General features: G+C 27.5%; 18 protein-coding genes and 1 pseudogene. All 19 read left to right on the top strand.

From position 1 onward, the window contains the following. Positions 1 to 310: 310 nt before the first annotated feature. On the top strand, positions 311 to 787 hold the full coding sequence (locus tag H527_RS23540; protein WP_189457529.1) for a site-specific integrase: 477 nt from the start codon (positions 311 to 313) through the stop codon (positions 785 to 787). Between the two features lie 13 nt (positions 788 to 800). Further along, positions 801 to 1,028: a hypothetical protein gene (locus H527_RS0110960; RefSeq protein ID WP_027412767.1), complete on the top strand. Its 228-nt coding sequence runs from the start codon at positions 801 to 803 to the stop codon at positions 1,026 to 1,028. Positions 1,029 to 1,175: 147 nt separating this feature from the next. After that, complete coding sequence (locus H527_RS0110955) at positions 1,176 to 1,406, top strand: hypothetical protein (RefSeq protein WP_051316723.1); 231 nt, start codon at positions 1,176 to 1,178, stop codon at positions 1,404 to 1,406. Between the two features lie 152 nt (positions 1,407 to 1,558). Further along, on the top strand, positions 1,559 to 1,717 hold the full coding sequence (locus tag H527_RS24580) for a hypothetical protein (protein ID WP_229809287.1): 159 nt from the start codon (positions 1,559 to 1,561) through the stop codon (positions 1,715 to 1,717). Between the two features lie 160 nt (positions 1,718 to 1,877). Then, complete coding sequence (locus tag H527_RS0110945) at positions 1,878 to 2,135, top strand: hypothetical protein (protein ID WP_027412765.1); 258 nt, start codon at positions 1,878 to 1,880, stop codon at positions 2,133 to 2,135. Positions 2,136 to 2,727: 592 nt separating this feature from the next. Beyond that, complete coding sequence (locus tag H527_RS0110940) at positions 2,728 to 3,474, top strand: toxin-antitoxin system YwqK family antitoxin (protein WP_155837865.1); 747 nt, start codon at positions 2,728 to 2,730, stop codon at positions 3,472 to 3,474. Then, complete coding sequence (locus H527_RS0110935; protein ID WP_155837864.1) at positions 3,471 to 4,694, top strand: hypothetical protein; 1,224 nt, start codon at positions 3,471 to 3,473, stop codon at positions 4,692 to 4,694. The genes H527_RS0110940 and H527_RS0110935 overlap by 4 nt, the downstream gene beginning before the upstream one ends. Beyond that, positions 4,672 to 5,016 carry a hypothetical protein gene (locus H527_RS23140; protein ID WP_051316722.1) on the top strand — a complete coding sequence of 115 codons (345 nt, stop codon included), beginning with the start codon at positions 4,672 to 4,674 and terminating at the stop codon, positions 5,014 to 5,016. Before H527_RS0110935 ends, H527_RS23140 begins: the two co-directional genes overlap by 23 nt. Next, positions 5,003 to 5,095: pseudogene (locus H527_RS24805) on the top strand (prepilin-type N-terminal cleavage/methylation domain-containing protein); the annotation flags it as partial. The gene H527_RS23140 and the pseudogene H527_RS24805, both read left to right, overlap by 14 nt. Before the next feature lie 33 nt (positions 5,096 to 5,128). Next, positions 5,129 to 5,497: a hypothetical protein gene (locus H527_RS0110925; RefSeq protein ID WP_211235731.1), complete on the top strand. Its 369-nt coding sequence runs from the start codon at positions 5,129 to 5,131 to the stop codon at positions 5,495 to 5,497. Further along, positions 5,487 to 6,623: a type II secretion system F family protein gene (locus tag H527_RS0110920; RefSeq protein WP_027412761.1), complete on the top strand. Its 1,137-nt coding sequence runs from the start codon at positions 5,487 to 5,489 to the stop codon at positions 6,621 to 6,623. The genes H527_RS0110925 and H527_RS0110920 overlap by 11 nt, the downstream gene beginning before the upstream one ends. 10 nt (positions 6,624 to 6,633) lie before the next feature. Further along, the gene (locus H527_RS0110915) at positions 6,634 to 7,056 is read left to right on the top strand and encodes a hypothetical protein (protein WP_035087887.1); all 423 of its coding nucleotides are present in this window, start codon (positions 6,634 to 6,636) and stop codon (positions 7,054 to 7,056) included. Continuing rightward, positions 7,056 to 7,541, top strand: coding sequence for a hypothetical protein (locus H527_RS0110910; protein WP_027412759.1), 486 nt, complete (start codon positions 7,056 to 7,058; stop codon positions 7,539 to 7,541). Before H527_RS0110915 ends, H527_RS0110910 begins: the two co-directional genes overlap by 1 nt. Beyond that, positions 7,538 to 8,953 carry a GspE/PulE family protein gene (locus tag H527_RS0110905; protein WP_027412758.1) on the top strand — a complete coding sequence of 472 codons (1,416 nt, stop codon included), beginning with the start codon at positions 7,538 to 7,540 and terminating at the stop codon, positions 8,951 to 8,953. Before H527_RS0110910 ends, H527_RS0110905 begins: the two co-directional genes overlap by 4 nt. Positions 8,954 to 8,955: 2 nt before the next feature. After that, positions 8,956 to 10,869, top strand: coding sequence for a type II secretion system protein GspD (locus tag H527_RS0110900; protein ID WP_035087884.1), 1,914 nt, complete (start codon positions 8,956 to 8,958; stop codon positions 10,867 to 10,869). Beyond that, positions 10,869 to 12,050, top strand: coding sequence for a hypothetical protein (locus H527_RS0110895; protein WP_027412756.1), 1,182 nt, complete (start codon positions 10,869 to 10,871; stop codon positions 12,048 to 12,050). The genes H527_RS0110900 and H527_RS0110895 overlap by 1 nt, the downstream gene beginning before the upstream one ends. After that, positions 12,050 to 12,574, top strand: a complete 525-nt coding sequence (locus tag H527_RS0110890; protein ID WP_027412755.1) for a hypothetical protein — start codon at positions 12,050 to 12,052, stop codon at positions 12,572 to 12,574. Before H527_RS0110895 ends, H527_RS0110890 begins: the two co-directional genes overlap by 1 nt. Beyond that, complete coding sequence (locus H527_RS0110885; protein WP_027412754.1) at positions 12,558 to 13,517, top strand: hypothetical protein; 960 nt, start codon at positions 12,558 to 12,560, stop codon at positions 13,515 to 13,517. The genes H527_RS0110890 and H527_RS0110885 overlap by 17 nt, the downstream gene beginning before the upstream one ends. Further along, positions 13,517 to 14,014, top strand: coding sequence for a hypothetical protein (locus H527_RS0110880; RefSeq protein WP_027412753.1), 498 nt, complete (start codon positions 13,517 to 13,519; stop codon positions 14,012 to 14,014). The genes H527_RS0110885 and H527_RS0110880 overlap by 1 nt, the downstream gene beginning before the upstream one ends. Positions 14,015 to 14,536: the final 522 nt, after the last annotated feature.

The following is a 14,536-nucleotide window of genomic DNA, read 5'->3' as shown; positions in this document are numbered from 1 at the left end:
TTAGAAAAAATACCAGATCATAGCATACAAAAATTAGAAGAATTACTACCTGGATATCAAGAAAATTCTATACTGTAGTTGCTCGGATGCATACATAAAAAGCTATGTAAGTAACCTAAAAATATACTTTGATTATTTAGTAGCAGAAAATTATAGAGAACAAAATATCATTAAATAACTCAATATAAAAGGTGTTAAAAAAAAACATCATCAGTAACTTTTTAGAGTTCGAAGCACTAGAAGATTTATATTATAGTTACCCAACAAATAAGGGTAAGCAGATCGCCAGAAAGCGTAATAAAATCATTATTTGATTACTGGTCATCAAGGTTTAAGTACAAGAGATTTACAACTGTTAGAAGTAGAGAATATACAACTCTATAAAGGTAAAATAGAAATACCAGGAACAAAAAAAAGTAATGCCCGAGAAATCGAATTAAAACCGTTCCAACTCATGGAGTTTATGGAATACATTAATGAAGTTAGACCAAAGATTTTAAGAGAAGCCAGTAAAGCTACAGAACAATTATTATTACCCATCGGGAGGAGTTTTAAACTTCACAATACCGTACATAAATTAGCTAAAAAATTAAAGGAAATCAACAACAGTTTTACGGATATAAAACAAATTAGGACAAGTGTAATTACCCATAGGCTAAAGCAATATAACTTGAGAAAAGCACAATACTTGGCAGGACATAAATACATTAGTTCTACAGAAAAATACTTGCAAGACGATCTAGAAAGCTTGCATGAAACCATTAACACATATCATCCATTACAATAAAAAAAACATTCTTATGAAATCAAAAGAACTTAATATTCAGATACCAATCAGAGAACTAGGAGAATTACGTTTTCTGCAACATACACTGTTAGAAAACCTTTATCTGTTAAGTCAATTAGAAGATGATAATCAAACAGATAGAAAAGTAAAAGATAATATGTATTGGATAAGTAAAATACTATTAGCTATCACAAAAATAGATCAACAACAAGGATTTAATGATTTAGGATTAATAAAATAAATAAATACTCACTCTTACCCTAAAAGCTTTTAAAAAATTGAAATAGATTATAAAGAGATAAGGAAATGAATAAAAACTCAATTACTAAAAATATGAGTGTTAGTAATCAAAAAGTAAAAAATATTACTATATTAAACTATCTTTGTTATGAATGTAAAAGGATTAATTATGAGTACGGTAGATATAAGACAAGAACTACAAGACTTTATAAATCAAGAAGATGATAACTCTTTGCAGAATTTTTATAAAATGGCTAAGGCTTATATAGAGCAACGCCGAGAAGATAAATTGATGGCAGAAGCAGAAGAAGACATCAAGGAAGGAAGGATTTATAGTCAAGATCAAATAAAAGACCAGATTAGAAGTTGGACAGAATAATAAAACCCGTCTTTTGGACGAAACGTTCCTCCAAAGATTTAGAAAAGATAGTACGTTTTAATACCAAATAGAAAGGCAAAGAAAAATCCAGAGAAATAGCTTACAATATCCGAAGAAGTACGGAACAGCTAGAAAATCCTGAATATGATTTTATGAGTATTGGCACTGTAGATGATCAGTTTGCACACTTAAAAAGACAATATCGAAAAATCTTTGCAGAAGGCTGTAAAATCACGTATCGAGAAGGAAAGGATAAAATATTTATCACAAGAGTTTTTGATCAAAAACAACTTCCGAGTAAGAACAAATAAATTAAAAATTAGATTAATCCCGAATCATAACAGGTTCGGGATTTTTTTTCAGAGCACACTTATTTTAATAAGACTCCCTACGGTCGGTAAGTTATTATAGGCGCACCGCCTGTATTGTTTTTCTATTATTGATAAGCTAACTAATATATCCGAAGGAGTAGTGCATACTTTTAGTAAGAAAAATATTGATTATGATTATGTTGGTATTGCTATGAACCACGATTTTGATACAGATAGTAGCATGCCGAGTTCAGGTACTAAAAAAGTAATAGAAGCCAAGATACTTTATAAGAAGAAGCATAATGATTTTTATGATGAGAATGCTAATTATTTTATATTCAATGTACATTTCATGTTTAAGTTTTCTGATGGTAGTATTTTAACAGGTACCTATAATGGATCTGGAAGTGAAGCTTAATAAAAACCTATTTCTATAAGGTCATGCCTTGCTAGTGTTCGAATAATTGACGGTAAAGGTAATAAATAAAGATAAAAGCTACTGTTAAGAAGTAGCTTTTATTATTTTAAGAAATGGCTTAGAAATTATAATAGTATCAGTAATTACTAGTTTTTAATTAAAGTATAAGAACTATTATCTAAATGTAAAATTATATTTTTTTTAAAAAATATTTCCTACTCCCGAAAAACGAAACTAAAAACTAGTATCATTGCATTGTTAATTATAATAGTACGCGATATAATAGTGAAATTTTTCAAAATACTAAGTATATTAATTTTCACATTTGTATAAGTTTATAATAAATATGTTTCTTTTTTTAAAGGAAACATATAATTAATAAAGGGAACAATAGTTAATGTGTTATAAGTGAGTTTTATAAGATTTTATAGGTAACTAAGAAAATTTACTTGTGATACTTTTTTATAATGATATTAAAAAGAATAGTAAGAAATTAAAAAAATAGACGAAAACAACTTTATTAAAATACAATTTCTAAAAAAAGAGAAAGTTTAACTGTGTAAGAGAGTTGATAAAGTACAATTTATAAAAAATGCAAAAATATATATACCTAATTATTTTTTTATACTGCTTGTCAGGATGTAATAGCCCTCAAGTTACTTTTAATAAAAGAATTATAAGTAATTCAGAATATAAAGAACAATTTTTTGTGTCAGAAAAAAAAGCTAAAGTAAGGTCAGATGTATTCTATTATTGGTTAAAATCACAAAAAATACAATTTACAAAAAGTGGGTATTCAGGAAATCTTTTACATGGTAAATATACCAAACACTATCAGTCAAACCAATTAGCAGAAAAAGGAGGTTTTAATAATGGTATTAAGAAGGGAATATGGAATTCTTGGTACAAAAATGGACAATTGGCAACAACAGAAAATTGGAAAAACGGCAAATTAAGTGGTAAGAATATTTTTTATGATAGTATAGGTAATATTGTGTCTATAGGAGCCTATAAAAATGATAAACGATCAGGTAGGTGGTTATACCCTCAAAATGGAGATACAATATACTATAAAAGAGGAGAGAAATATATGAAAAAAGAAAAGGATACTACAAGAAATAGTTTTTTCTCAAGATTTTTTAAGAAAAAAGATAGCATATCTTCGACCACCAAAAAAACAAAAAAAACTAATTTTTTTCAAAAACTCTTTACAAAGAAATCATCTCAAAAAAAGAATAAAAAAACTTATGAAAACCAGAAACCAGAAAATCAACAAAAAACAACCAAAAAACCTAACTTTTTTCAGCGGTTATTTGCTAAAAAGAACAAAAATACGTGATAAAAGCCAGTAGCATAGCATACGCAATATTTATCTGTGTCATTATAGGTGTCTTTTGTTATTCGTTATTAGTAATGAGTGGACATGCCAAGATACACCAAACAATGTTGTTTACGTATGTAGAACTTATATCTAATAACACATCTGCTCAAGAATATTTTTTAGGCAAAGTAAAAGAGCTAAAACAGGAGGATATTACTATAGATCTTTTTGATAATGGAATAGTTTCTTTAGGATCCATAAAACCTTGGGGGTTTTATGATGTATTAACTACTAAATCTATATTTAAAAAAGATACAATTATTCAGGTAGCATTAATAGGACAAAAAAGGAATAAAGATACAATAGCACTTTATCTAACAGATAATAACAAAGCACTCTTTATGGTAGAAAAAGCAAAAATAACAGGAGATGTTTTTTTGCCAAAAGCAGGAATAAAAGCAGGATACATTACAGCTAGTTCTTATCGTAAAGATAATTTTCTCTTAGGCAGTAAAAAGAACTCTAGAACAAAGTTGCCAAATATGAATACTTCTGTATTTACATATGAACCAGATGAAGCAGTAAGGGTAACTTTTGAAGATATTACCAGTACAAGTATGTATTATAATAGTTATGCCAATAAAACTATAGTTATAGAAGTAGATGAAATAACAATACGTAATAAAAAATTATCTGGTAACATTATTTTAGAGTCGAGGGATTCTATATATATAAAAAAAAATAATGAGTTTGAAGATATAATTATAAAAGCGCCTAAAGTAGTTTTTGAAAAAGGTTTTAAAGGAAATGTGCAAGTAATAGCAGAAGATATAGTAGAGTTGGAAGAAAATGTAGTATTAATGTACCCATCAGGTATTATGATGTCGGAAAAAAGATCAAATGAAAAAGAAGTTATTCTAAAAAAAGACAGCAAAATTCTGGGGGCAATTGTAGTATATGATAAAGATAATAATGTAGACAAGAAAATTACTATAGACGAAAAAGCAGAAGTAGTCGGAACTGTTTTTTGTAATGGTAAGGTTCAATTAAAAGGAACTGTTTTTGGAACGGTTTATACTAATAATTTTTATCTTAAAACAGAAGGCTCTATATATGATAATTATATAATGAATGGAATAATAGATAGAAAAAGTCTTCCTGATTTTTTTATAGGAATATCTCTTTTTCAAACGCAAGTAGAACAATTAGAAACCTATGCTATTATTAAATCGATATAAAGTTAAAGGAAGTTCAATAACAGAATCTGTAATAGCAATGACTATTATTGCAATTTGTATATCCATAGCAATCATGATGTATGCAAGAGTATTGAGAACAGACACAAATATGGCAGGCTATAGGGCACAACAAAAAGTAAAAGAACTACTCTGGGAGGTTAAAAAGGATAAGAATAAGTTAGAAGATGAAAATTATAATTTTGAATCTTTTAGTGTCGATAAAAAAATAGAAAAAACAGAGAATAAAAATAGTTTTAAAATCACATTTACTATAAAATTAAATAATCAAAAAAAAGAACATTTTCATATTGTTACCTATTAATAAATATAAAGCCTTAAAGGCATTCACTATTCTCGAACTAGTTATAGGGTTAGTTATTTCCTCTATAGTAATTTCTATGGTATATGTAATATATGAAAACATCTCTAAACAAATGATAGAATATTCTCTGCAACAAGAGGAACTAATGGAATATAATCAATTCCAAAGCATATTGTTTAAAGATATAAAATTAGCAAAAGAGCTAGTAATTATTGATCAAAAACATATCCGTTTAGATATGCAATCAAAGCAGATAGATTACTTTTTTTACAGGGATAACATTGTAAGAAAATCAAATGCTAAAGAAACATTTAATTTAAAAGTTCTAGGGGTAGAATTTAATAATAAAGAAAAAGTATTAGAAGAGCAACAAACAATAAAACTAAAAACAAGTCTTTTAGGTCAAGAGATTATTGTATTTGAAGAAAAACCGATATCAAGAGCAAAACAGATAAATAACTATTTTTTGAGTGAGTATTAATATATCTACATATAAAACAAATACCAAGAGCAAAAAGCAGAAAAAGGAGCAAAAAAACTTTTTTTCTAAAGAAGTGAGCTTTGGAAACCGTTTTTCGGATAAGGATAAAATGGAATTTTACAAAGAACTTTCTGTTTTATTGAGTTCTGGTATAGATTTTAGAAAAGCACTTGAAATTTTAAAAGAATTACAAAAAAAAACAAAACATAAAGAATTAATAGACGCTATTACAAAGCAAGTAGTATTAGGAAAATCATTATTTGAAGCCATAAAAGATTCAGGAAAATTTTCTCCTTATGAGTATTATAGTATAAAAATAGGAGAAGAAACTAGAAAATTAGATGCTGTGTTATTAGAATTATACCAATATTTTGACAGAAAAGTAAAAATGCGAAGACAATTGCTTTCTGTTTTTACTTACCCAGCATTTGTATTATTGCTAACCTTTGGAGTGTTGTATTTTATGATGAAATATGTGGTTCCGATGTTTGCTTCTGTTTTTAAACAATTTGGAAAAGAATTACCAGGGCTAACAAAAAAAATTATTTATGTTTCCGAACATTTTTCTGCAATTAGCTTAGTTTTTGCGATTATATTGATAAGCATGATTGCGATACATCTTTATTTTAGGAATCATACTTTTTATAGAAGATATATGTCTAAAATAGTTGTTAGAATCCCGTTTTTTGGTAAACTCATTCAAAAAATTTATATCACACGTTTTTGTCAATCATTAAGTTTATTGCTCTCGGCAAAAACACCATTAGTAAACTCCTTAGAATTAGTACAAAAAATGATATCATTTTATCCTGTAGAGTATAGTTTAGACATCGTTAAAAAAGAAGTAACAAAAGGAGTTTTGTTTTCTAAAGCATTATCGAAACACAGCATTTACGATTTTAAATTAGTTTCATTAGTAAGTGTAGCAGAACAAATAAACTCTTTAGATATTATGTTTGAGCGATTAGCAAAACAATATGATGAAGAGTTACAGCATCAAACAAAAATGATAGGAGTGATTATGGAGCCTCTTATCATTGTTATTATCGGTGCAGTAGTAGGAACAGTATTAATAGCAATGTATTCCCCGATGTTCGATTTAAGTAAAATCATTCAACCTTCTTAAGATAAGAAATATGAAAAAAAGAAAAGTTATAGCAAAAAATATCTATCTAAAAGCGTACTCAATGTCAGAGTTAGTAATAGTACTCTGCATTATAGGTATATTAATATTATTAGTTTTACCAAATCAAACTTCGGTAGTAGCACAAGCAAAAGCAATTGAAGCTCAGAGTATGTTAAACCATATATATGGATTACAAAAAAGCCATTTCTTTAGATATTCTAAATACACTACTAGTTTTGAAGCATTAGGTTTTGAACCAGCTTTAAGTGTAAATGAGGGAGGACAAGCAGTCTATAAAATAGAAATAAGCGAAGCCTCTACTAATTCTTTTAAGGCAAGAGCTGTTTCTCAATCAGATTTTGATGGAGATGGTAACTTTAATACATGGGAGATAGATCAGGATAAACTATTAAAAGAAACAGTAAAAGACTAATGTATTATATTCTACATGTATTAATCTTACTTTCTTTTGGGGTAATGATCTATCAAGATATTACTTCAAGACATATACATATTGTTCTGCCTATTTTGATATTTGGTATTTCTTTTTATTTAAATATGGATGTAATAGATTATTTAGATATCATAAAATCTACTTCGTTTTTAGTAATTAATTTTATTGTTATAACAGTCTATTTTACCATCAAAAAAACAAAGTTATTAAACCCATTTAAGCATTATATAGGTATTGGGGACCTTCTTTTTTTAATAGGAGTTACTCCCATGTTTTCTTTTAGAAATTATGTGTTGTTTTTTATAACAGGAATGTTATTTACATTAATAATCTATGCGATTTTTAAAAAGAAATATAAACAAGATACCATCCCTTTGGCAGGGTATTTATCGATATTCGCTTTAATACTTATAGTAGTAGATTTTTCATTTCCTATTAATCTTTTTTACGGTTTTATATTTTGAATACAGAAAAAGACATAGAAATATCGGTAGAACTACTTCAGCTTATTAATGCAGATTTAGCACATCATTATGGCATTATTCCTAAAGAAAAAAAAGTAGATTCATTAACTTTTTATATTGACAAACAAAAATGGACTCCAGAAATAGGAGATGAATTGGAGTTGTACTTAGGAAACACAATAATTTTTGATAAAATCTCATCAGATAGATTAAACAAGGCTTTGTTTGTTTATTACAGAAAAAAGCTATCCGATGAAAAGTCTATAAATACAGTTTCGTCAGTAAGCAATAATTTTCTGGAAAATTTAATTTTTGAAGCGAAGTCAATAGGGAGTAGTGATATACATTTTGAAGTTTTTGAAGAAGAGGCAAGAGCAAGATTGCGTATCGATGGAGTTTTAATTGAAAAATATAAAATCCCAAGAGATAATTATCTAGAATTAATCAATAAGATTAAAATAGAGGCGAATCTGGATATTACAGAAAAAAGATTACCGCAAGATGGACGAATTAACTATGAAGAATTTGATATTCGTGTATCCATATTGCCTACTTTGCATGGAGAAAAAGTAGTAATGCGTTTGTTAGGAAAAGATGCTTCTAATATTGATTTAGAAGATCTCGGACTGGAGAAAGAAGAAAAACAAATATACCTAGAAGCTGTTAAAAAAAGTAATGGTATTGTTTTAATAAGTGGGCCAACAGGATCTGGTAAAACGACTACATTGTATGCAACACTTAAGCTTCTTAACGATATTAAAAGAAATATAGTAACAGTAGAAGATCCAATAGAATATACTTTAGAAGGAATTAATCAAGTTCAATTAAAAGAAGATATAGGATTAACATTTGCAACAGCATTAAGATCATTTTTACGTCAGGATCCAGACATTATTATGTTAGGAGAGATTAGAGATGCCGAAACCGCTCAAATGGCAATTAGAGCATCGCTTACAGGTCACTTGGTATTATCTACAATACATACAAACTCAGCATTAGGAACTATTTCTAGGTTAGTAGATATGGGAGTTCCTGCATTTTATATAGCAGAAACACTTAATGTATCTGTAGCACAAAGATTAGTAAGAAAATTATGTTCTCATTGTAAAAAAGAAACTTCTCTTAATATAAATGATCTTCCTAGAAATTACAAAATGCCAAGACCATTAAATACATGCTATGAAGCATCAGGATGCCAGGAATGTTATTATACGGGATATAGAGGTAGAAGAGCAATTTATGAAATAGTTTCTATTACAGATGAGCTAATAAGTGCAATTAAAAAAGATAGTCATCAATTAGAAAAAGAATTCGAATTTCAATATGAGAATTTAGCAAATAAAGCATTTCAATTACTTGAAAAAGGAGAAACTTCTTTAGAAGAGATTTATTCCCTGTTAATTAACGCATAACTATGAAGAAATTTTTATTATATATAATTTTTGTTTTTACAATTCAATTATCATTTGGACAACAAGATATACAAAAGATAGAACAACGTTTAAATGAATATGCTGAAAAAAAACCAGCGTTAAATGAAACAATTCAAATCGATGTTTCAGGACTTACTCTGTATGATTTTCTTACTTCTGTAGCAATAGAACACAAATTAAATATAAGCGTAGATACAGACCTTAATCAAATAGTGTCTAGTAGTTTTTTTGATGTTCCAGTAAAAGATGTTTTTCTTTTTGTGACAAAAAAATATAATCTAAATATAGAATTTATAAACAATATTATAGTTTTTAAAAAGCAGCAAAAACCTGTAGAGATACCAAAAAAGAAAGTAGAGAAAGAAATAGTGGTAACCTATAACAATCAAAATGATTTTTTATCTGTTAAATTAAAAAATGATTCTTTACCTAGAGTATCTCAAAAAATAACAGATATTTCGGGTAAAAATATTGTATTATCCCCAGAGGTCAAAAAAGTAAATGTCTCCGCATATATTCTTAACAGACCCTTTGATCAGGTAATAGAAATGATGGCAAAGTCCAATCAATTATTAGTTACTAAAGATGAAAATGGATTCTATTATATTGAAAAAGACGCTGAAATATTAGATCCTAATATCAATTCAAATTCTAGACGAACTAAAAGCAGAAAAAACAACAAACAATCAAATTCTTATGGATCATCTGTAGAGATAATTGTGCAACCCAATGGATTTTTAAGTATTAATGCATACGATGCTTCGGTAACAGATTTAATTATAGAAGCAGCAGAAAAGCTTAATGTAAATTATTTTATGTATCAAAAACCAGCACAAATTCAAACTACTTTAGTTGTAAAAGATATAACATTTGATGATTTATTAGATCACGTATTTAAAGGTACTATAAGCACATATAAAAAAACAGAAGACTATTATCTAATAGGAAATCAAGATGCAGAAGGTTTAAGGAGTACAGAGCTTATTCAGTTAGAAAACAGAACTATAGAAACAGTGCTAGAAACATTACCACAAAAACTTACCGAAAATATAGAGCTTAAAGATTTTATAGAACTTAATGGATTTATAGCATCAGGATCCAGCCCAAGAATAAGAGAACTTAAAGAATATATAAAACAGATAGATAAAGTTGTACCTATGATACTTATAGAGGTATTAATAGTACAATATAAAAAGGGACATGATATACAAACAGGAATTCAAGCAGGAATAGATAAAAAGAAGAGAGTGACATCTGGGGTGCTATTTCCAACAGGAGATGTAACAGTAAACTCTACTTCTGTTAATTCTTTAATAGATGCATTTAATGGTTTTGGTATTTTTAAACTAGGAAAGGTAGCAGAAGATTTTTATCTTAATTTAAAAGCCTTAGAAAACAATTCAATTATTAGATTACAGTCTACCCCAAAAATATCTACACTGAGTGGTCATGAAGCTAAAATATCTATAGGAGAGACCAATTATTATTTTGAGCAAAATAATAGATTAATAAATAATGGTATAGGTAATGATATTTTACAATCTGGGCAATGGAAAGCTACAGATGCAAATTTAAGTGTGAGTATAAAACCACATGTTTCAAAAGACGAACAAATTACTCTTACAGTAGCAGTAGAGAAAAGCTCATTTCTAGGGAGAGCAGGAGAAAACGCTCCTCCAGGTAAATCAACACAACAGTTTGAATCTTTGGTAAGAGTAAGAAACGGAGAAATGATACTATTAGGAGGATTAGATGAATTAGAAAGAGAGAATTCTGGTACAGGAACTCCTTTTTTATCTAGAATTCCAATAATAAAATGGTTTTTCAGTAGTAAGATAAAAAGGAAAAGCAAATCTAAACTTCATGTGTTTATAAAACCAACAGTAGTGTATTAATGTTAGATAAATTAAAAAATATAAACCTTTTTCAAGAGAAAAAGTTTGCAATTATAGGAATTATAATGGCAGATGTTACTACTTATGAAGTTCTTATAGTAGATAAGATATCTGAGCAATTATCTATAGCAGATTCATTTTTTACAACAGAATATAATAAACTTAAAGAAAGAGTAGGTATTTCTACTCCGGTATTATGCAATTTTTCAGGAAAAGGGATAATCAATAAAAAAGTAGCTTCTAAAAGTAATTATTTAAAAGATATTCTTTTTAATGCCAATGCTGACGATTTTTATATATATGAAGTTAATCAAGGTAACCAAGAGTTTGTTTCTTTAGCAAGAAAAGAAGTTTTAAATACAATATTTAATCAATTTAGAGAAGATAAATATTTAGTGTTAGACTATAGTATTGGGCCATTTGTTAGTATAATATTTGAAAAAATAATAGATCAAAATTCTTTCTTATCAGGAAGTTATTTGTTACACTTTGAAGAAGGATCATTAATAGAGTATCAAAAAAAAATAGATTCTGAAGAAACTTATGTTTTGGGAAAAGATAAAATTAGTAGTAAACAAATAGTATTGTTTTCTACATTATTAAATCATCTGTACCCATTAGAAGTAATACGTTATGACTTTGAGTTTCTTAAATTAAATAAACAAGAATTATTACTTAAAAAGACATTTAATAATGGTGTTGTTTTATTGGGTATATTTTTTTTAGGATCCTTATTAATAAGCTATTTGCTTCTTAACTATTATAATAATAGATATATAACTTATGAATCTCAATTATACAATTTAAACCATACGTATGAACAAGTTAAAAAACTAGAAAAAGAAAAACAAAATAAAGCTTTGGTTTTACAAGAATCAGGGGTTTTAAAAAATGCATTTTTATCTTATTATATTCAAGAGATTATAGACTCTATACCAAATGAAATAATTTTAAGTAGTCTGGTAGTTAATCCAAACAATAAAAAAATAAAAAATTTTGAAAAAATATTTTTCGAAACCAATACAATTTTAATTGAAGGAGACTCTAAATCAAGTATACCATTAAATGATTGGGTAAAAAGCTTAAAAAAACAAGATTGGCTTTTAAAAATAGAGATTTTGGACTATAATATTAAGAGAAAAGAGAGTGGTAAATTTATACTAAAACTTATAGTGAAATAGTGTTTGAAAATTTTACATATAAACAAAAATTATTTGGATTAATAATAGTAGCAATTCTATTATTTATTACAGCAAACAAAAGATCTTTTCAGGTTACTAGACGCGCATATAATCAAGTGGATGACTTACAGAAAAAACTAGAGTATGTAAATGCTTCTACAACTAGTTTATCGCAAATGCAAAGCGAACTTAATCTATATGACAAAATAATAGGAAAACAAGGGGTAGGGCCGGAAGAAGTACAACAAAAAATATTGGATTTTACAACCACATTTGTAAACATCAAGGTTTCTGGTATGGAAGAGATACATACTGCGGAAAGTAATGGATTTAATATAATTACAAATCAATTAGTTTTAGAAGGAGATTATAATTCTTTGATAGAAATTCTTTATGAATTCGAAAAAAATTTTCACTTTTCTAATATCGTAAATATTTCTTTCTTAAAGGAAAAAGAATATAAAACCAGAAAAAATAAATTAAGAGTTAAAATAATATTTCAGAATTATGAAAAAAATAATTAATACAATTGCAATACTATCTACACTGTTCCTAATTGTTAGGTGTGATGATATTTTAGAAGAAGATATTTCAAATGATATAGTAACAACGGTATCTCCAGAAAATGATAGCACAATTAATGGTAACTCGGTTCAATTTAGATGGACAGGATTAAAGGGAGCAAGTGATTATAGAATTCAAGTTATCGAAGAGAGTACACAAAAAAATGTTTTGGATTCTTTAGTTAAAGGAGATAATTTTTTAATTAACCTAAATCCAGGGCAGTATAATTGGAGAATTAGAGCAGAAAATTTTGCATATCAAACAGCATATACTTTTCCATTATCTTTTTTATTGGCTTCGTCTACAGATTTAAGTATTCAAACATTATTTCTAAATTCTCCAACACAAAATTTTTATACCAATAAGAGTACTATTATAGTAACATGGGATAAAATTCAAACAGCAACTTCTTATACCTTAGAAATAGATAAAACCATAAACGGAACAACATCTACAGAGACTCAAATTGAAAACCTTACAGCAAATAGCTATACCATTGATGCTGCAATCTTGAAAGATGATGCAGTATATGAATGGAAAGTAAAAGCGGTTAATGAGAGTAGCGAAACAGCATTTTCTTCACGAAAAATTCTATTAGATACACAAAACCCTAATCAACCATCTTTGAGTACACCAGCAGAGAATGCTGTTACAAAGGAAACCGTAGATTTTGTTTGGGTTTTAGGCACAGATTCTGGAGAAGTTAAATCTCCTGTTACTAGTGTAATAGAAATTGCTACAGATATTAATTTTACAAATATAGTTCAAACAGAATCAGTTGATAAACCTTCTATTCAGATTAATTTTTCTACTAAAGGAATTTATTATTGGAGAGTAAAGTTATTAGATAAAGCAGGAAATGAGAGTAATTTTAGTAAAGAAAGAAAGTTTACAGTAGAGTAATGAATAAAAAAGTAATAAATAGTATATTGATTTCTTTTACAGTTATTATTTGGGCTCTTGTAAGTTATAAAGTATTTAAGTACTTTAATTCAGATACACAAATTCCAGATAATTCTAATACTATTCTTATTTCTGATAGTTCTTCATTGTTTAATTTCTCGAAAGATACTTTTGATTTGAAAAAAGTACATAGAGATCCTTTTTTAGGTGAAATTAATAGCACCAGAGAACCTAAAATTAACACAGTTCTTCAAAGTCGATCAAAAAACACCAAGAATAGTAAACCTATTAGATATGTATGGCCTAAACTAAATTACTACGGTTATGTTAAAGGCGTAAATAGCTCCTCTGAGCTAATATTAATCAAAATAGATAATAAATTACGTAAAATAAGGGAGGGAAAACAATTAGAAGGTATAGTTTTAAAAAAAGTATACCGAGACTCAATTATAGTTATGATGAATAAAGAACTAAAAACAATAGTAAAAAGCAGATAGGAGTATTGTAGAACAATATGGAACTCCGAAAATCCATAATTCAGATCAAGGTTACAATATACCAGTGATCTTTATATAGCTGCTCTAAAAAAGCATGAGGTATAAATTTCAATGGATGGGAAAGGTCGAGCTCTTGACAATATATAAATAGAGAGGTTTTGTAAGTCTTTAATATACGAGAAAATACGGCTTAACCCTCTTAATGGTAAACTAGATTTATATCAAAAAGTAAAATAGTATATAGAATTCTATAACACTAAAAGAAGGCATACTGAAACCAGAAAAGTACTGCCAAATTAAATGTTTTACCAAAAACAAATGGCTTCTTAATAATTTAAAAATAACTTTATCTTGTCCTAAGAATTGGGAATATCATAGAGAAAGTGTGTGTGTTTACTACGTTTATAAAAAAGTACACCTTAAATTAAGAATTTTTTTTTAGTAAACTATTCAAAACAATAAAAAAATAAGTGGAGGCAGAGTTTTGAAAACAACTTATGAAATTATAACTTTGAATACCTA

The sequence above is a fragment of the Aquimarina muelleri DSM 19832 genome, assembly GCF_000430665.1.
In the GTDB taxonomy this organism is placed as follows: Bacteria; Bacteroidota; Bacteroidia; order Flavobacteriales; family Flavobacteriaceae; genus Aquimarina; species Aquimarina muelleri.
This window is presented reverse-complemented; position numbering and strand designations above follow the sequence as displayed.

Coding starts and splice junctions, on each gene's coding strand:
- H527_RS0110895 (WP_027412756.1), top strand. CDS start 10,869: ATGTTAGATAAATTAAAAAATATAAACCTTTTTCAAGAGAAAAAGTTT.
- H527_RS0110940 (WP_155837865.1), top strand. CDS start 2,728: ATGCAAAAATATATATACCTAATTATTTTTTTATACTGCTTGTCAGGA.
- H527_RS0110955 (WP_051316723.1), top strand. CDS start 1,176: ATGAATGTAAAAGGATTAATTATGAGTACGGTAGATATAAGACAAGAA.
- H527_RS0110915 (WP_035087887.1), top strand. CDS start 6,634: ATGAAAAAAAGAAAAGTTATAGCAAAAAATATCTATCTAAAAGCGTAC.
- H527_RS23140 (WP_051316722.1), top strand. CDS start 4,672: ATGCTATTATTAAATCGATATAAAGTTAAAGGAAGTTCAATAACAGAA.
- H527_RS0110910 (WP_027412759.1), top strand. CDS start 7,056: ATGTATTATATTCTACATGTATTAATCTTACTTTCTTTTGGGGTAATG.
- H527_RS0110960 (WP_027412767.1), top strand. CDS start 801: ATGAAATCAAAAGAACTTAATATTCAGATACCAATCAGAGAACTAGGA.
- H527_RS0110880 (WP_027412753.1), top strand. CDS start 13,517: ATGAATAAAAAAGTAATAAATAGTATATTGATTTCTTTTACAGTTATT.
- H527_RS0110925 (WP_211235731.1), top strand. CDS start 5,129: ATGATAGAATATTCTCTGCAACAAGAGGAACTAATGGAATATAATCAA.
- H527_RS0110885 (WP_027412754.1), top strand. CDS start 12,558: ATGAAAAAAATAATTAATACAATTGCAATACTATCTACACTGTTCCTA.
- H527_RS24580 (WP_229809287.1), top strand. CDS start 1,559: ATGAGTATTGGCACTGTAGATGATCAGTTTGCACACTTAAAAAGACAA.
- H527_RS0110900 (WP_035087884.1), top strand. CDS start 8,956: ATGAAGAAATTTTTATTATATATAATTTTTGTTTTTACAATTCAATTA.